Origin of the sequence: Micromonospora humi (assembly GCF_900090105.1) — a bacterium.
Classification (GTDB): Bacteria; Actinomycetota; Actinomycetes; order Mycobacteriales; family Micromonosporaceae; genus Micromonospora; species Micromonospora humi.
In genome coordinates, this window is sequence record NZ_FMDM01000014.1 from 171,246 (window position 1) to 188,247 (window position 17,002).

14 protein-coding genes, 2 tRNA genes and 1 rRNA gene are annotated in these 17,002 nt (G+C 72.3%); 12 read left to right on the forward strand and 5 right to left on the reverse strand.

What is annotated here, in order from left to right:
* Window positions 1-155: 155 nt before the first annotated feature.
* Both GA0070213_RS24620 and GA0070213_RS24625 read right to left on the reverse strand, forming a co-directional pair.
* Window positions 156-2,267, reverse strand: coding sequence for a M14 family zinc carboxypeptidase (locus tag GA0070213_RS24620; protein ID WP_091069572.1), 2,112 nt, complete (start codon window positions 2,265-2,267; stop codon window positions 156-158).
* An 86-nt stretch (window positions 2,268-2,353) separates the two neighbouring features.
* Window positions 2,354-5,383 carry a hsp70 family protein gene (locus GA0070213_RS24625; protein ID WP_091069575.1) on the reverse strand — a complete coding sequence of 1,010 codons (3,030 nt, stop codon included), beginning with the start codon at window positions 5,381-5,383 and terminating at the stop codon, window positions 2,354-2,356.
* A 133-nt stretch (window positions 5,384-5,516) separates the two neighbouring features.
* Between GA0070213_RS24625 and GA0070213_RS24630 the strand changes: the two genes are divergently transcribed.
* The 4 genes from GA0070213_RS24630 (at window position 5,517) to GA0070213_RS24645 (ending at window position 8,425) form a co-directional block, all read left to right on the forward strand.
* On the forward strand, window positions 5,517-6,164 hold the full coding sequence (locus GA0070213_RS24630) for an MOSC domain-containing protein (protein ID WP_091069578.1): 648 nt from the start codon (window positions 5,517-5,519) through the stop codon (window positions 6,162-6,164).
* Window positions 6,165-6,208: 44 nt separating this feature from the next.
* Window positions 6,209-7,144 (forward strand): TolB family protein, encoded by a 936-nt coding sequence (locus GA0070213_RS24635; protein ID WP_091069581.1) that lies wholly within the window; start codon window positions 6,209-6,211, stop codon window positions 7,142-7,144.
* 221 nt (window positions 7,145-7,365) lie between these two features.
* Window positions 7,366-7,764 (forward strand): PadR family transcriptional regulator, encoded by a 399-nt coding sequence (locus GA0070213_RS24640; protein WP_091069583.1) that lies wholly within the window; start codon window positions 7,366-7,368, stop codon window positions 7,762-7,764.
* The gene (locus GA0070213_RS24645; protein ID WP_091069586.1) at window positions 7,739-8,425 is read left to right on the forward strand and encodes a hypothetical protein; all 687 of its coding nucleotides are present in this window, start codon (window positions 7,739-7,741) and stop codon (window positions 8,423-8,425) included. Before GA0070213_RS24640 ends, GA0070213_RS24645 begins: the two co-directional genes overlap by 26 nt.
* 275 nt (window positions 8,426-8,700) lie before the next feature.
* On the opposite strand, the gene GA0070213_RS24650 is transcribed toward GA0070213_RS24645, so the two are convergent.
* Window positions 8,701-8,774: transfer RNA gene (locus GA0070213_RS24650), tRNA-Gly, on the reverse strand.
* A 219-nt stretch (window positions 8,775-8,993) separates the two neighbouring features.
* Here GA0070213_RS24650 and GA0070213_RS24655 point away from each other — a divergent pair.
* The 5 genes from GA0070213_RS24655 to clpX all read left to right on the forward strand — a co-directional run bounded on the left by GA0070213_RS24655 (window position 8,994) and on the right by clpX (window position 13,574).
* A tRNA-Pro gene (locus tag GA0070213_RS24655) sits at window positions 8,994-9,067 on the forward strand.
* Between the two features lie 149 nt (window positions 9,068-9,216).
* On the forward strand, window positions 9,217-10,563 hold the full coding sequence (gene tig, locus GA0070213_RS24660; protein WP_091069588.1) for a trigger factor: 1,347 nt from the start codon (window positions 9,217-9,219) through the stop codon (window positions 10,561-10,563).
* 173 nt (window positions 10,564-10,736) lie between these two features.
* A complete protein-coding gene (locus GA0070213_RS24665; RefSeq protein WP_089158260.1) occupies window positions 10,737-11,378 on the forward strand; it encodes an ATP-dependent Clp protease proteolytic subunit in 642 nt (213 codons plus the stop codon).
* 14 nt (window positions 11,379-11,392) lie between these two features.
* Window positions 11,393-12,055: an ATP-dependent Clp protease proteolytic subunit gene (locus GA0070213_RS24670; protein WP_091069591.1), complete on the forward strand. Its 663-nt coding sequence runs from the start codon at window positions 11,393-11,395 to the stop codon at window positions 12,053-12,055.
* 226 nt (window positions 12,056-12,281) lie between these two features.
* Entirely contained in the window at window positions 12,282-13,574 is a 1,293-nt protein-coding gene (clpX, locus tag GA0070213_RS24675) for an ATP-dependent Clp protease ATP-binding subunit ClpX (RefSeq protein ID WP_091069593.1), read from the forward strand.
* A gap of 24 nt (window positions 13,575-13,598) precedes the next feature.
* On the opposite strand, the gene GA0070213_RS24680 is transcribed toward clpX, so the two are convergent.
* A complete protein-coding gene (locus GA0070213_RS24680; RefSeq protein ID WP_091069596.1) occupies window positions 13,599-14,222 on the reverse strand; it encodes a helix-turn-helix domain-containing protein in 624 nt (207 codons plus the stop codon).
* 41 nt (window positions 14,223-14,263) lie between these two features.
* On the opposite strand from GA0070213_RS24680, the gene GA0070213_RS24685 reads away from it, so the two are divergent.
* Together GA0070213_RS24685 and GA0070213_RS24690 are read left to right on the forward strand one after the other, a co-directional pair.
* The gene (locus tag GA0070213_RS24685; protein WP_091069598.1) at window positions 14,264-15,097 is read left to right on the forward strand and encodes an EamA family transporter; all 834 of its coding nucleotides are present in this window, start codon (window positions 14,264-14,266) and stop codon (window positions 15,095-15,097) included.
* A gap of 41 nt (window positions 15,098-15,138) precedes the next feature.
* Entirely contained in the window at window positions 15,139-15,936 is a 798-nt protein-coding gene (locus GA0070213_RS24690) for a carbon-nitrogen hydrolase family protein (protein ID WP_091069601.1), read from the forward strand.
* 5 nt (window positions 15,937-15,941) lie between these two features.
* On the opposite strand, the gene GA0070213_RS24695 is transcribed toward GA0070213_RS24690, so the two are convergent.
* On the reverse strand, window positions 15,942-16,163 hold the full coding sequence (locus GA0070213_RS24695; RefSeq protein ID WP_091069657.1) for a hypothetical protein: 222 nt from the start codon (window positions 16,161-16,163) through the stop codon (window positions 15,942-15,944).
* A 641-nt stretch (window positions 16,164-16,804) separates the two neighbouring features.
* Here GA0070213_RS24695 and GA0070213_RS24700 point away from each other — a divergent pair.
* Window positions 16,805-17,002 (forward strand): 16S ribosomal RNA (locus GA0070213_RS24700); the annotation flags it as partial.

Here is a 17,002-nt window from a genome sequence, read left to right on the forward strand (position 1 = left end):
CCGCCGGTGGGGGTCGGCGGCGGGCGGGTCGGCGTGGTGCCGCCCGCCCGCACGCCCGGTCGCGGTACGCCGCGACGCCGGTCGTCACTCCTCCAGGACGGCGCTCGCATTACCCCGCGCCGCCCGGTTCATCCGTCGCCCGTCGGGATGAGCGGTCAGCGCCTCGCCGACGCGGCCGCGTGGTCGCGGGCCACCCGGACCAGCTCGATCAGGCCGCCGGCGTACTCCTGGGACTCGCCGTGCGCCTCGTCGAAGGGCGGCTGGAAGCCGACGCCCTCCCACTGCCCGGTGGCCTCGTTCCACCTGTCGTTGCCGACCTCGAAGTCCCAGGCGAAGATGCCCAGCTCGTAGTAGAGCTGGTCGGCCGAGTTGCCGGCCGCCGAGTAGAGCACGTCGGCGACCGGGCCGGTCTGCGACGGCCAGGTGACGGTGCCGCGTTCGGCCGCGATGGCGCCGACGATCCGGCGGGCGCTGGCCAGGAACAGCGTGGACTCGTCGATCGACGGGCGCGGCAGGGTGACCCGCCCGTCGGCCTTGTACGCCCCGGGTGGCCACATGAAGTAACCCCCGTAGGAGTGCACGTTCATCGCGAACCTGATGTGGGGATGCGCCTTGGCCAGGTCGATCACGTTGCGGCTCTCCGGCTCGGACAGCTCCCCGGTGCCGGCGTAGTTGCCGGAGAGGCAGTTGGCGCTGGCGCCCACGTAGCCGTCGAACAGCGACCCGACGGTGTAGTTGCGGTTGACGTCCACGCCCCAGCTGGTGCGGTACCTCGGGTCGCGGGCGGTCCCGGTGCAGTGGTTCACCAGGTTCTTGCGCTGGAAGTTGTAGTCGTGGAACGAGTAGTTCGCGCCGTCCGGGTTCACCGTCGGGATCACGAACACGTCCACCTGCTCCAGCAGGCTCCGGGTCGCCGCGTCGGTCCGCGCGTTGGCCAGCAGCCGCTCCGCGAACTCCAGCGTGACCAGCGGCGTCGCCCATTCCCGGGCGTGCTCCTGGGAGTACGCGAGCACCCCGACCCGGGAGCCGTCGCGGTGCTTGCCGATGCGCAGCGCCTGCACGGTCCACGGGCGGGCCGGCACCTCGGCGCCCTGCAACCCGTCGTCGAGGCGTACCGGTCCGGCGACCGGCATGGGCAGCCCGGTCGAGCCGTCCTCCACGGTGGCCCGCAGGCGCGTGCCCTGCCGGGCGTTGATCGCGGCGGCGACGTCGTCGGTGGTGCTGGTCACCTTGCCGGCGGCGTCGGTGGCCAGCGACACGGTGAGCACCCGGTCGCGGTAGCGGACGGTCAGCGGCCGGTTCGGCCGTCCGGGGTCGACGGTGCGCGCCTGCACGCCGTTCATGCCCTGGTCGCCGAAGCGGACCGACTCCACCACCAGGGCGGCGGCGGCCGGGTCACCCAGGTACGCGGCGGCGGTGCGGCGGTAGCCCTGGGTGCGGTTCGGCAGGTCGATCACGTCGACCAGGTCGCGGTACTGGCGGCCCAGCCGGGCGATGCGGGCCTTGATGTCGACGGGCGTCAGGTAGGCGTCGATGAAGTCCTTCTGGTAGCTGGCCGGCTGCGGCGGCGGGGCGGCGTTCGGCCAGAGCGACGGGGTGACCGGCCGGCTCGTCCCGCCGAGGCTGGAGGTGGCGGTGAGTTGCACCGGCCGGCCGGGCACCGGCTGCGGCAGCGCGTAGTGGTACTGGTATTCCCCCGAGTCCTCGAACCGGTAGAGCGGGAAGGAGCCGGTGGCGCCGTCGGCGGTGCGCCAGCTCACCGTGATCTCCACGTCCGGGTCGTCCGTGGCGGTGGTGGCCACCTGGGCCTGCAGGAAGGTCTTCCCGCCGGTGGTCCACCAGTACGCCTGGAGGAACTGGAGGGTGTCGGCCCCGTCGGCGGCGCGCAGCCCGGCGCGGGTGCGGGCCTGGGCGGCGCGGGTGCTCTCGGCGAGCCGCCGGGCGCCGTCGTCGGCGCGTTGCACGATCTGCACCGCGTCCGCGCCCTGCCGGGTGAGGTCGGCGAGCTGCCGGCCGGTGAGGACGAGGTCGGCGAGCGGGTGGCCGTCGCGGGACCGGGGCCGGTTGGCCAGGTCGGCGCCGCCGGCGACCAGGCGGGCGAGCTGTGCCTCGTCGGCGAGTCGTACCCGGACCACTGCGGTCTCGGCGGGTGCCAGGGTGATCGTGGGAGCGGTCGGCGCGGCCACGCCGGGGTCGGGGTGGAGCAGGCCGGCGGTGATCAGGATGCTGGTGGTGGCGAGCGCGGTCCACCGTCGTCGGACGAACACGGGGCCTCCTGACGGGCGTCGATCTCTCGAACGTCCAGACCAGTCGAGGCATCGACGACTGTCAAGCTCACTTTCGGTCTCGGCGCTCAGCCGGCGAACCGGTAGAGCCGGAACTCCTTCTCCGCGCCGCACACCAGCATCTCGGTGCTCCAGGAACAGGACTCGCTGCGGATCTGCTGCACCTTCCCCATCTCGACCGGCTTGCCGCCGACCGCGAGGCCGGCCAGGACCCGGTCGTCCTCGTAGCCGCTCGGCTCCTTGTCGAACAGCAGCAGGTTGCCGGCGTCCAGCCGGACCGCCGTCCCGTCGCGGTCGCGCAGCACCGGCTCGCCGTCCGGCGCGAACAGCGTCACCGAGTCCCGGGGCAGGGTCCGCTCCGCCAGCAGGTGCTCGCCGAGCGGGACCAGCCGCGTCGCCTGCGGGGCCGCCCAGTGCCGGCTGCCCTCGCCCTCGGTCACGGTCACCACCCGCGTGCCGTCGGCGCCGGCGCCGGGCACCTCCAGCAGGCACGCGCGGTGCTTGCCGCAGGTGACCAGCGCCTTCACCCGGCTGTCCCGGTCCGTGGCCTCGTAGAGCACGTCGGGCGTGCCGAGGTCCCCCAGGTCGTAGGAGAGCAGCCGCAGGCCTCGGTCGTTCTCCGCCACGTACAGCCGGTCGTCGCGGGCGGCCACCGGGTCGTCGAGGTCGGCCACGTTGCCGCGATCACGCAGGATCTTCCCGCTCGCCATGGCCAGCACCCGCACCGAACGGTCCGCGCCCACCTGCACCAGCCGGTCGGCCTCGCCGGCCCACGGCGCGAGCGGCGAGCCGTCCGGGTGCGCGGCGCCGTCCAGCGCCGCCCCGGTGCCGACCGGCACCACCACCGTCCGGGCGTCGCCGTACTCGCTGCGCGGGTTGTCCCGCGTCCACCGCTCCCGGCCGTCGTCCAGCCGCAACCCGACCAGCCGGTTGCCGGCACGGTCCAGCCGGACCAGCGTGCCGGCGCCGAGGAAGATCTCGTCGTCGCCGGCGATGCTGGTGTTCCACCGCTGCTCGCCGGTGTCGCCGTCGAGCACCGCCAGCGGGCGGGCCGTGCTCGACCCGGAGGCGTCGGCGAGCACCGCGACGCCGTCGGGCAGCGCCCGGATCCCGGCCCACCGTTCGGCGCTGACCCCGGTCGGCTCCTCCCACAGCTTCCGGCCGGTGGCGGCGTCCACCGCCCGCACCGTGAGCCGGTCGTCCGGCCGTGACCAGGCCAGGTAGGCCCGCTCGCCGAGCGTCGCGGTGAACATCGCGCCGGGCCGTTCGTCGCCCACCGGCACGGTCCCGACCAACTCCGGCGGGGTGTGGAAGTCGAGCGCCGGGTGCCGGTCCCGGAACACCCACAGCAGCGTGGCGGCGGCCACCGCGACGACCACCAGGCCGGCGGCCGCCGCGAGCCAGCGGCCCCGTCGGCCGCCGCCACGCGCCGCGCCGCCCGCGGGGGCGGAGGACCAGGCTCCGGGTACGCCGGCAGCGTCCGGCCGTCCCGGGGGTACGCCGGGCGCGCCGTGCCCCGACCCGCCGGGCGGGGCGGTCGTCGGGGCGTACCCGGGCGAGGGATACGCCGATCCGCCGGGTGGTGGCGACGTCGGCGCGTACCCGGGCGAGGGGTGCGCCGATCCGCCGGGTGGTGGCGACGTCGGGGCGTACCCGGGCGGGGTGGGGCCGGCCGGGTCGGCGACGAGCGTGCCGTGCGGGCCGCCGGCAGCTGCGGTCGTCGCGTCGGCCGGCGTGCCGGGCGGGCCGGGCGGGCCGACCGGGGCGGTGGTCCCCGGCTCGACGGCCGTGCCGTGCGGTCCGACCGCCGCGGTCCGGTCCGCCCCGGCCGCCGCCGGCACGGTGGTGTCCCGTCCCACCGTCCGGTCGGGTGCGCCCCGGGGTGCCGGCGGACCGGCCGGGGATGCGCCGGCCGGCGCCGGCACGGGCTGCGCCGGCCCGGTGGGCCGGCCGGGTCGGCGTGGCAGCGGCAGGTCGGTCAGCGCCCCCTCGGCGACCGGCAGCTCCGGCTGCTCCAGCACGGTCGGCGCGACGCCCAGCTCGGCGTGCAGCAGCCGGGCCACCAGCGGCACCCGGGTCGAGCCGCCGACCAGGAACAGCCCGGAGAGCTGCTCCGGGCGCAGCCCGGCGGCGGCGGTGACGTCGCGGGTCTCGGCGACCGCGCGGGCGAGCATCGGCGCGGCGAGGCGCTCGAAGTCCGCCCTGGTCAATGGGACGGCGGCCTCCACGCCCGGCACGGCCACCGGCGCGACCATGGCGCGGGAGAGCATCTCCTTCGCGCCGCGCACGTTGTCCCAGAGCTGCTGCCGGTCCCGCCGGTCGGCGGTGGTCGCCGGCTCGGTCAGCCGCGCCCACTGCCGCGCGTGGCCGGGCCGCACCAGTTCGCCGAGCCGCCCGAGCAGGGCCGCGTCCAGGTCGAGCCCGCCCAGGTCGGCGAGCCCGCCGGTGGCGACGAGCTGGAAGCCCGAGTCGCCCCACGGGTCGGCGCCCTCGTTGCGCAGCACCGCCACGTCGAGCGTGCCGCCGCCGAAGTCGAACACCGCCACCGCGCCGCCCACCGGCACCGGTCGGCGCAGCACCTGGGTGTAGTAGCGGGCCGCGGCGACCGGTTCGCGCAGCAGGCGGGTGCCGGGGGCGATCGGCCCGGCGAGCGTGTGCTCGGCCGCCGCCGGCCAGCCGGCGAGTTCCACCGCGTCGTGCAGCACCTGCCGTCGGGCCGGCGCCCAGGTGGCCGGGTGGGTCACCACCGCCGGAGGCAGGTGACCGACCGCGGCCACCGCCGAGTCGGCGACCGCGCGCAGCGTCGCGGCCAGCAGCTCCGCCGGCCGGTACGCCCGCCCGCGCAGCTCGACGGTCTCCTCGTCGACCCGACGCTTCGGGCTCGGCTCGTAGCCGGCCGGGTCGGCCTGGGCCAGCCGTTGGGCGTCCCGCCCGACGTGCAGCTGACCGTCGGCGTCGACGTACACCCCGGACGGCAGGATCGGGTGCCCGTCCACGAGCACCGGCCGGGTGGTCCCGTCCGGCCGGCGCAGCACCGCCACCGTGTTCGAGGTGCCGAGGTCCACGGCGAGGGCGAAACCGTCCTGCTGGCCTGACATCCGTCGCTACCTCCGGCCGACGCGGGCATGTCCGGCCCGCATCGTACGCAGCCCGCGCCGCCCGGCTCCCGGCCCGTGTCCGGGGCGGGAATTCGCTGGCCGACAACGGGGGCCGGCCCTACCCTCACCCGGCATGAGGGTGCTCTCCGTGAACGTGGGCCGGCCCCGACCCAATCCCTGGAAGGGGATCGGGGCGACCGGCATCGACAAGCAGCCCGTGGACGGTTCGGTCGCGGTCACCGCGCCCGGCCCGAAGGGCGCCGGCGAGGTCGGCCTGGCCGGCGACCGGGTCTACGACGTGGCCCACCACGGCGGCACCGACCAGGCCGTCTACGCGTACGCCCGGGAGGACCTGGACCGCTGGCAGGCCGAGCTGGGCCGGCCGCTGGGCAACGGCAGCTTCGGCGAGAACCTGACCACCGCCGGCCTGGACGTGACCGGCGCGTTGGTCGGCGAGCGGTGGCGGATCGGCGCGGACCTCGTCCTGGAGGTGTCCTGCGCGCGCATCCCGTGCGGCACGTTCCAGGGCTGGCTGGGCGAGCAGGGCTGGATCAAGCGGTTCACCGCCGCCGCCGTGCCCGGGGCGTACCTGCGGGTGATCTCACCCGGCAGCGTCGCCGCCGGTGATCCGGTGGAGGTCGTGCACCGGCCCGAGCACGACGTGACGGTGGCGTTGCTGTTCCGCGCGGTGACCTCGGAGCCGGAGCTGCTGCCCCGGGTGGTGGTGGCCGACGCCCTACCGGCGGACGACCGGGAGCGGATCCGCCGCCGGCTGTCCTGACCGCCCGGTCCGATCCGAACCCGTCACCGGTCATCGGAGGGCACATGTCCGACCGTGAGTACGACGTCGACCTGGACGTCCTTCCGCACCGGGCGGTGGCGCGCACACCGGTCCTGCTCCCTCTCGTCGGCGCGCCCGGGAACGTGGCCGCCGCCCTCGATCCGGAGACCGGCGGGTTCGTCTACCCGCCGGCCCTGTTCGGGACGAGCCGCGTCGTGCTCGCCCTCGCTCCCGACGGCCGGACGGCAGCCGTCGTCGACGTGGATCCGTTCCCGGCGTCGCCCGTGGTGGGGCTGCACGACCTGGCCACCGGCCACGAGCGATGGTTGGTGTCGGACGAGCGTGAGTCCTCGGACCACCTGGCCCAGTTCTCGCCGGACGGGACGGCGTTGGCGGTGTTGACGACGGCCTCCGACCCCGACGACGACCCGGAGACCGGCGGCCTGACGGTGGTGAGCGTGATCGACCTCGCCGGTGGCGGGCGGCGGCGGCTGTGGACGCGGTCGAAGGGCGGCTGGTCGGCGGAGAGTGGGATCGGCTGGTCGCCGGACGGGCGGCGGATCGCCGCGACCTACCTGCGTGCCACCGACGAGGACGACGATGGGATCGTCACCGTCGTGCTGGACCTGACCGGTCGCGAGATCGCCCATCTCGACCAGGCGGACCTGGTGCCACCGACAAACGCCGCGTGGGTCGACGAGGACCACGTCGTCTGCCGCTTCTGGCGGGACGACTCGTGGCCGCACGTGAGCGTCGACGTCCGCGACGGCGGCCGGACGGTCGTGGGCGACGGCGCCGCCCCCCTGGCCGGCGTCGGGCAGCGGATGTTCTTCACCGGCCACCCGGAGGCGGGACCGGCCCCGACCCTCTACGCGGCGAACCGGGACGGGTCGGACCCGCGACCGTTCCTGACGCTGCGGGGCCCTGCCGCGCTCCAGGGGTGCCTGCTGGCCGCCGAACCGGCAGGACCGCCTCGGTAGGAGACGGGCCGGACGCCACGCGCCGGGTCGCTACGATCTCGCGCCAGGAGGGCAACGATGATCGCTGTGGCGAGCGCGGCGGCGCTTGTCCTGGCCTCGGTGCGGTCGGACGGCCTTCAGGGCCTCGCCTCCATGCGCCTCGCCCTCATCAAGGGGGGGCCGCGACGACGTTCGTAGAGAACTACTAGACGTCACATAGTACCGGCAGTATTATGTGACACATGATAGCGGCAGCCAGGCCTGACGACGCGGCCGAGCGGCAGGCCCAGTTACTGCGGGGTTGCCTGGACATGTGCCTCCTTGCGCTGCTTGCCGCCGAGCCGGCCCATGGCTACGAACTCGTCCGTCGGCTCGACACCGCTGGATTTGGAACAGTGAGCTACGGCACGGTCTACCCGTTGATCACCCGACTGCACCGCCTGGGGCTCGTCGCCAATGCGCTGCAGCCCAGTCCTGGCGGCCCACCCCGCAAGATCTATCGGCTCACCGATACCGGCCACGATCGGCTGCGGGCCTGGCGCGACCAGTGGGTTCAGTTCGCTGGCGTCGTGAACGCGACCCTCGCCGTCCCTCCACCGACTCCAGGAGACGATCATGAGCACGTCGACATCGAACGTTGACGGCCTCCTCGCCGCCGCAGACCGAGAGTGGCGCGCTCTCGGCCTCAACCGCCGCGACCGCGTGACTCTCGCGGCCGACCTTCGCGCCGAGCTCGAGGCAGCGGTCGAAGACGGGTTCGATCCGGCACAGCTTCTCGGCGGTGACCCCACCGATTTCGCCCTGAGGATCGCGGAGGAAGCCGGCGTGGAGCGGGTCCCGCCGCGGTACGGCCAGGTGCTCGGCGTGGCGAGCATGGGCGGGATGCTGTGCCTCGTCCTGGGCTACGTCTTGGTCACCGGCCTGCACGAGGCCTTCGTGGCGGCATTCGACCTGCCCCGAAATGTGCGCGTGCCGGTGTGGCTTGCCGCCGGCGTCTTCTACGGCGGTGTCGCGGCAACGGTCGTCGCTGGCGCTGTCCTCGCCGTGCGCGTCGTTCTACGAGACGCGCCTCGCATCCGGCGCACCGCTGTGCGGATGGCGCTGTTACTGCCGCCCGCTCTCGTGGCCGCCACCGCCGCAGCGGCCACATTCGGCTGGGCGCTCGACTTCCCGCTCACCCCGCTCGCGATCGGGGCCGAGGCGGCCATCGTCCTCGCAGCCTTCCTCGCAGCGACGGCGCTGGCCCGACGCTGGTCTGTGACAGCGACGGGTAAGCCAGCCGACGCGCCGGCCTCGGCCTGACGGGATCCTGCGCCGCGACTCCTCAACGGGCGCGGGCCAAGGCGAGGGGAGTTGATGCACCTGATGGGTCACGGGAGGACGCGGGCGGCCGTGATTCACCAGCACGCCACCAGCGAGCGTGACCGCGAGATCGCCGCCGCGATGGATCGCCTGATCGCGGGGCGGAGTCGTCGCCGGCGGTGAATGGCACGCGGATGGCACGCACGATCGGGAGTGGGGAAGAGGTGGAAGGGCCCAGGTGCCGCGATCACGCGGTCGACCTGGGCCGTCATGGGTGGAGCGGGCGACGGGAATCGAACCCGCGTAGTCAGTTTGGAAGACTGAAGCTCTACCATTGAGCTACGCCCGCGAGCGCCCCGCATAGGCGGGGCGCATGCGACAGCGTACCGAATCCCGACAGCGCACGCGCAGCGTGTACCCCAAGCGTGCCGGCGGCCCGCAAGATCTACGCTAGTTCGGCGAAGTGGCGGGCGGGCCGGGCCCGCCCGCCACATCCCCGACGCGGCCGGGACGGGCGCGCCCCGGTCACCCGCTCGGGGGTCCGGACGGCATACACTCGTCGTCGCCACGGGGTGTGGCGCAGCTTGGTAGCGCACTCGCTTTGGGAGCGAGGGGCCGTGGGTTCAAATCCCGCCACCCCGACTGTCGTTCGCGACCGGATCGTCCCGGGAACCGCCGGTTTCTCCGCGTGGTGCCCGGGCCCTGCCGATGCCGCAGGCCGACTCGCCTACACTCGATGCGCGCAATCACGCCCCAGACTTCAACACCCTGATCCGTCAAGGAGTACGCCTGTGAAGAGCACCGTCGAGACTCTGAGCCCGACGCGCGTGCGGCTCGCCATCGAGGTGCCGTTCGTCGAGCTCGAGCCGAGCCTCAGGAAGGCGTACCGGGAGATCGGCCAGCAGGTCCAGGTTCCCGGCTTCCGCCGGGGCAAGGTTCCCAGCGCGGTGATCGACCAGCGGGTGGGCCGGGGGACCGTCCTCAACGAGGCGATCCAGGAGGCCATCCCGCAGAACATCCTCGCGGCGGTCCGCGAGCACGACCTGAAGACGCTCGGCCGTCCCGAGGTCGACATCACCGAGTTCAACGACGGTGACTCGCTCAACTTCACCGCCGAGGTCGACGTCCGGCCGGAGATCACCCTGCCGGACCCGGCCACCATCGAGGTGACCGTCGACGAGATCGAGATCGCCGACAGCGAGATCGACGACCAGATCGGCAGCCTCCGCGAGCGGTTCGCCACGCTGAAGACCGTCGAGCGGGCCGCCCAGGAGGGCGACTTCGTCCAGATCGACCTGAACGCCACGGTCGACGGCGAGGAGGTCCCGGGCGGGTCGGCGAGCAACATCTCGCACGAGGTCGGCAGCAAGCAGCTCCTGCCGGGCCTGGACGAGGCACTGGTCGGCCTGGCCGCCGGCGACAGCACCACCTTCACCACCCAGCTGGTGGGCGGCGACTACGCCGGCCGCGACGCCGACGTGGCGGTGACCGTCCGCACGGTCAAGGAGAAGGAGCTCCCCGAGCTCGACGACGACTTCGCGCAGATGGCCAGCGAGTTCGACACGATCGAGGAGCTGCGCGGCGACCTGCGCGAGCGGGTCACCCGCGGCAAGCAGGTCGAGCAGATCTACGCCGCCCGGGACAAGGCCCTCGAGCAGATGGTGGCCGCCGCCGAGGTGCCGGCGCCGGAGGGTGTCGTCAAGGAGGAGGTCGAGAGCCGCAAGGCCGCGATGGTCGACCAGCTCGAGCGCATCGGCGCCTCCATGGAGGAATACCTCGCCGCGGAGGAGAAGACCGAGGAGCAGATCGACGCCGAGCTGACCGAGGCGGCGACCGACGGCGTCAAGATCCAGCTCCTGCTGGACACGCTGGCCGACGCGGAGGACGTGCAGGTCTCCGACGACGAGTTCGGGCACGAGATCGTGCACCGGGCGCAGCGCGCCGGCATGGCTCCGCAGCAGTACTACGACCAGCTGGCCCGCTCCGGCGCCGCCGCGGCCGTCTTCGGCGACGTCCGCCGGGGCAAGGCGCTCGCCGCGGTGATGGAGAAGATCAAGATCAAGGACGCGGCGGGCAACGAGGTCTCCCTCGACGCGCTGCGGGCCCAGAACGAGGCCGAGCACGACCACCAGCACTGATCGTCAGGCGACGGCCGCCGTCCCGCGCTGCGCGCCGGGCGGCGGCCGAAACCCTTTCCGGGGTACGCCGAGCGGGTGACTGCGCTGAGAGCGAACAGTGCCCCGACCGGGAGTGCGCCCGGAGGCGGAGCGGTTAGTGTCGGACAGGACGGTACGGAGAGCGAAGGGCTGCCATGACCGACATGCACATCCCCAAGAAGTCGCTCCGGGCGATCGAGGCCCGCGGTGGCGACTCCATTGGCAACCTCGACGACTCGGTCTACAACCGGTTGCTCAAGGAACGGATCATCTTCCTGGGCAGTGAGGTGAACGACCAGGTGGCCAACCGCATCTGCGCGCAGCTGCTGCTGCTCGCGGCGGAGGACCCGGACCGCGACATCTTCCTCTGGATCAACTCGCCGGGTGGCTCGGTCTACTCCGGCATGGCGATCTACGACACCATGCAGTACATCGACAACGACGTCTCCACCGTGGCGATGGGCATGGCCGCCTCCATGGGCCAGCTGCTGCTCTGCGCCGGCACCAAGGGCAAGCGTTACGCCCTGCCGCACGCGCGGATCATGATGCACCAGCCCTCGGGCGGCCTCGGTGGCACCGCGTCGGACATCGCGATCCAGGCCGAGCAGATGCTCTACACCAAGCGGATGTTCCAGGAGCGGGTGGCGCACCACACCGGCCAGTCCCAGGCCCAGATCGAGGCGGACTCGGACCGCGACCGCTGGTTCACCGCCCAGGAGGCCATGGACTACGGCTTCATCGACAAGGTGATCATCGGGGCCGCGCAGGTTCCGGATGGCGCCGGGACCCTGAGCTGATCGAGGAGCTGACGATGACCGACCTGAGCCTGCCGCCCCAGTTCGCGGCCGTGCACAACCGCTACGTCCTGCCGTCGTTCGTCGAGCGCACGTCGTACGGGATGAAGGAGTCGAATCCCTACAACAAGCTCTTCGAGGACCGGATCATCTTCCTCGGCGTCCAGGTGGACGACGCGTCGGCCAACGACGTGATGGCCCAGCTGCTGACGCTGGAGGGCACCGACCCGGACCGCGACATCATCATGTACATCAACTCGCCGGGTGGGTCCTTCACCGCCATGACGGCGATCTACGACACCATGCAGTACGTCCGTCCGGACATCCAGACGGTCTGCCTCGGTCAGGCGGCCAGCGCGGCGGCGGTGCTGCTCGCCGCGGGCACCCCGGGCAAGCGGATGGCGCTGCCGAACTCCCGGATCATCATCCACCAGCCGGCCACCGAGGGTGGCTACGGTCAGGGGTCGGACATCGAGATCCAGGCGCGGGAGATCCTGCGGATGCGGACGCAGCTGGAGGACATGCTGTCCCGCCACTGCAACCGGCCGATCGAGCAGGTTCGCAAGGACATCGACCGTGACAAGATCATGACGGCCGAGGAGTCCAAGGAGTACGGGCTGGTCGACACCATCCTGACCAGCCGCAAGAAGGGTCTGCTGGCGACTCACGCCGCCGGCTGAGCACGTGCGGGGTCGGAGGTCGGTCGGGGGTGGACCCCGGCCGACCTCTGACACACCCGTTTTGGGGGTCGGAGAAAACCCGGCCACCGGGTAACGTCGGGTCTGTACCGCTCCGGGTCGGATCGGGTGGAGCCGACAGCACAGTGGGACGACAGGGACGGACGGGCGCCGCGGCGCCCGCAGGTCAGGGCCGGCGCTCCGGCCGATGAGTGCAGGGAGAACGTAGGTGGCACGGATCGGTGACGGCGGCGACCTACTGAAGTGCTCCTTCTGTGGCAAGTCGCAGAAGCAGGTCAAGAAACTCATCGCGGGTCCCGGGGTCTACATCTGCGACGAGTGCATCGATCTCTGCAACGAGATCATCGAGGAGGAGCTGGCCGAGTCCGGCGAGGTGAAGTGGGAAGAGCTTCCCAAGCCGATGGAGATCTGCCAGTTCCTCGACAACTACGTCGTGGGTCAGGAGCAGGCCAAGAAGGCGCTCGCCGTCGCGGTCTACAACCACTACAAGCGGATCCAGGCCGAGGCCGCCGGCGCGCCCGGCTCCGGCAGCGACGGCGTCGAGCTGGCCAAGTCCAACATCATGCTGCTCGGCCCGACCGGCTGCGGTAAGACCCACCTGGCGCAGACCCTGGCCCGGATGCTCAACGTCCCGTTCGCGATCGCCGACGCCACCGCGCTCACCGAGGCGGGCTACGTCGGCGAGGACGTGGAGAACATCCTCCTCAAGCTGATCCAGGCCGCCGACTACGACATCAAGCGCGCCGAGACCGGCATCATCTACATCGACGAGGTCGACAAGATCGCCCGTAAGTCGGAGAACCCGTCGATCACCCGGGACGTCTCCGGCGAGGGCGTGCAGCAGGCGCTGTTGAAGATGCTGGAGGGCACGGTCGCCAACGTGCCGCCGCAGGGCGGCCGGAAGCACCCGCACCAGGAGTTCATCCAGATCGACACCACGAACGTGCTGTTCATCTGCGGTGGCGCGTTCGCCGGCCTCGACCAGATCATCGAGGCCCGCACCGGCTCCGGCGGCACCGGCTTCGGCGCCCGGCTCCGGTCGGTCTCCGAGCGGTCGACCGACGACATCTTCAGCCAGGTCATGCCGGAAGACATGTTGAAGTTCGGGCTGATCCCCGAGTTCATCGGCCGGCTCCCGGTGATCACCAACGTGCGCAGCCTCGACCGGGGTGCCCTGGTGAAGATCCTCACCGAGCCGCGCAACGCGCTGGTCCGGCAATACCAGCGCCTGTTCGAGCTGGACGGCGTCGAGCTGGAGTTCGAGCAGCCGGCGTTGGAGGCCATCGCCGACCAGGCCATGCTCCGCGGCACCGGCGCCCGTGGCCTGCGGGCCATCATGGAGGAGGTGCTCCTCTCCGTGATGTACGAGGTGCCGAGCAACCCCGACGCCGCCCGGGTGCTGATCACCCGCGAGGCCGTCCTGGAGAACGTCAACCCGACCATCGTGCCCCGCGAGTTCACCGGCCGGCGTCGCCGGGACCGCGAGGAGAAGTCGGCCTGAGCTGTCGTCGCGACCGCGCCCGAGTCAGCTCGGGCGCGGTCCGCGTGACCGGGTCCGCCGGTCCCACTCGCCCGACGGGGTCACCGTCACCATCATCAGGCGTACCGGCGCGTCGCCGGCCGTGCGATAGCCGTGCGGCCGGTCGGCGTGGAACTCCACCGTCTCGCCGGTGTGCACCCCGTGGTCGACGCCGTCGACGGTGACGGTCAGGGCTCCGTCCAGCACGTGCAGGATCTCCCGGGTGCCGGGTGGGTGGTCGGGGGAGTGCAGGGCCTCGCCGGGCCGCATCCGCCAGTCCCAGAGTTCGACCATGTCCGGCTCGCCGATGCCGCTGAGCAGGCGGGCCGCGCCCCCGTTCGCGCCCCGCCACAGCACCGGTGCCTCGTCCGCGGGGGTCACCCGCACCGTGTTCTCCTCGGCGGGCTCCAGCAGCTGCGCGATGTTGACGCCGAACGCGTCGGCGACCCGGCAGAGCGTGCCGATGCTCGGGTTGGTGCGCGCGCCCTCGATCTGCACCAGCATGCCCTTGCTGACCCCCGACCGGCCGGCCAGTTCCTCGAAGGACCAGCCGCGGGCGGCCCGCAGCTCGCGTACCTGGCGGGCGACCGCGGCGGTCACCGCACCCACCCGTCCACCGGTTTCGGTCATCATACTGTCCTTCGCGGTCACTATTATGGTACGACTACGGGATGCTCCCCATTGTGCTCGCCGCGGTGTCCGCGATCGCGTTCGGCACGGCCGACTTCTCCGGCGGCAAGGCGTCGAGGCACGCCGACCCGATCGCGGTGACGGTGGTGTCCCAACTGCTCAGCCTGCCGCTGCTGATCGTGCTGGTGCTCGTCGTGCCCGGCACGCCGGACGGCGCCGACCTGGCCTGGGGCCTGCTCGCCGGGGTGGCCGGTGCGGCCGGTGTCATGCTGCTCTACCGCGCGCTTGCCCGCGGCGCGATGGCGGTGGTGGCACCGGTCACCGCGATCACCGCCGCGGTGGTGCCGATCGTGGCCGGCCTGCTCGTGGCCGACTCCCCGGGTGCCGTGGCGCTCGGTGGCGCCGGGCTCGCCGTGGTCGCGATCGCGCTCGTCAGCCTGGGTGAGCGCGGTGGCGCCGGCCGCGTCTCCGGCCGGGTCATCGGCACCGCGCTCGCCGCGGGCCTGCTCTTCGGCATCTTCTTCGCGCTGCTCGGCCAGGCCGACGCCGACGCCGGGATGTGGCCCGTGCTGGCGGTGCGCGTCAGCTCCGTCGCGTTCGGCCTCGCGCTCGCCGCCCGCACCGGCGTGCGCCCGCGGGTGGGTCGGCGGGTGCTCGGCTGGGCCGCCGCGGCCGGCCTGCTCGACTCCGCGGCGAACGCGCTCTTCCTCGCCGCCGCCGGGCGAGGTCATCTCAGCGTGGTGGCCGCCATCGCGTCGCTCTACCCCGCGAGCACCGTCCTGCTCGCGCTTGCCGTGGACCGGGAACGGCTGCGCCCGGTCCAGGTGGCCGGGCTCGGGCTCGCCGCCGCCGCGCTCGTACTGGCCAGCGTCTGAGCCCTGTCGTCGAGCGGCCCGGAGCCCGTACCCTCGGTGTCATGCGCGTCGCCGTCTGCCAGCTCAACGCCCGCGACGACCGGGCGGCGAACCTCTCCGCCGCCGAGGCCCTGCTGGTCAGGGCCGCGGCGGCCGGCGCCGATCTCGCCCTCCTCCCGGAGTACGTCGACTACCTCGGCCACGCCGACCGGATGCCGCCGGCCGAGCCGGTCGACGGCGAGGTGGGGCGGTTCTTCGCCGCGACCGCGCGCCGGCTCGGCCTCTGGGTGATCGCCGGCTCGTTCCACGAGGCCGGCCCGGACCCGGCGCACACCTGGAACACCTCGCTGGTCTTCGACCGGGAGGGCACGCTCGCCGCCGCCTACCGGAAGATCCATCTGTACGACGTGGAGATCCCCGGCCGCGTCTCCTACCAGGAGTCGGCCACCGTCGCGCCGGGGGAGAAGCCGGTGGTGGTCGACGTGGAGGGTCTCCGGGTCGGCCTGTCGATCTGCTACGACCTGCGGTTCCCCGAGCTCTACCGGCAGCTCGCCGTCGAGGGCGGCGCCGAGCTGCTGGTCGTGCCGGCCGCGTTCATGATGCACACCGGGCGGGACCACTGGGAGGTGCTGCTCCGGGCCCGGGCGATCGAGAACCAGTGCTTCGTGGCGGCCGCCGGCCAGACCGGCGACCACGACCCGGGCCGCACCTGCTTCGGGCGGAGCATGGTGGTGGACCCGTGGGGGACGGTGGTGAGCCAGGTCGCCGACGGCCCGGGCCTGGCGGTGGCGGAGGTCGACCTGGACCGGCTGCGCACAATTCGGGCCGAGCTGCCCAGCCTCGCCAACCGTCGGCTCTGAACGCGTCAGGCCTCCAGGAGCAGGCCCACCACCGCGAAGCCGGCGATCGCCGCCGCCGTGATCAGCAGCGCGGTGGTCATCCGGGACGGGCCGCGCCGGGCGAGGCGCCGCACCGACAGCAGCAGGACGGCGAGGACGAACGCCCCGATGACCAGCTGCCAGAACGGCAGCAAGAGACTGAGCAGGGCCTCCTCGGCGAGGGCCGGGCGTCGGGACAGGTCAGCCATGCCGACCACTCTGGCACGGCGGGGCCCGGCGTGTACCTCTCCGGGAGGTCCTTTCCTCAGGTGCGGCACTCGCCGCGGGCAACGACGATCATTGATTTGCCTTCCGGGGCCGCTCCGCGTAACTTTCTCTCTGCACGCGGGAGGCCGGGGCAAACCGGCCGAGAACGGGCGCCGGGCTGGTGGCGGTGACGCCGAGCCAGACTGAGGATCCGGGTGGTGCGGGACGACTTCGGAGACACGGAGTTGCGAACGCGAAGCCGACCGGGTAGAGTTCGAAAGCCGGCAGGGAGCCGGGCGGGTGGTTGCGAAAGCGACGCCGGCCGGTCCGCCGAAAACCACGGGAGCAACGAGCACCGGAAACGGTGAGCGTCAGCGTGGGTCGACTCGAACCAAGTTGATCACCTTGAACATGAGGTTGACAGCGAAAGTCGAGTCGGGTAAGTTAGAGAGGTTGCCCCAAGCGGGGGTTCTACGGTGTAGAGCTTCTGACTGGTGTGTGGTTGTTCTTTGAGAACTCAACAGGGTGCTTGATAAGCCAGTGCCAATTGTTTTATACCCCGGACTGGTCAGGCTTTGGTCTGTCTGGTTGGGATTCCTTTGGCAACACTTTTGTTGCCAGGACATTGTGTCCGACAAAGTTTTTGTTGGAGAGTTTGATCCTGGCTCAGGACGAACGCTGGCGGCGTGCTTAACACATGCAAGTCGAGCGGAAAGGCCCTTCGGGGTACTCGAGCGGCGAACGGGTGAGTAACACGTGAGCAACCTGCCCTAGGCTTTGGGATAACCCCGGGAAACCGGGGCTAATACCGAATATGACCACATGTCGCATGGTGTGTGGT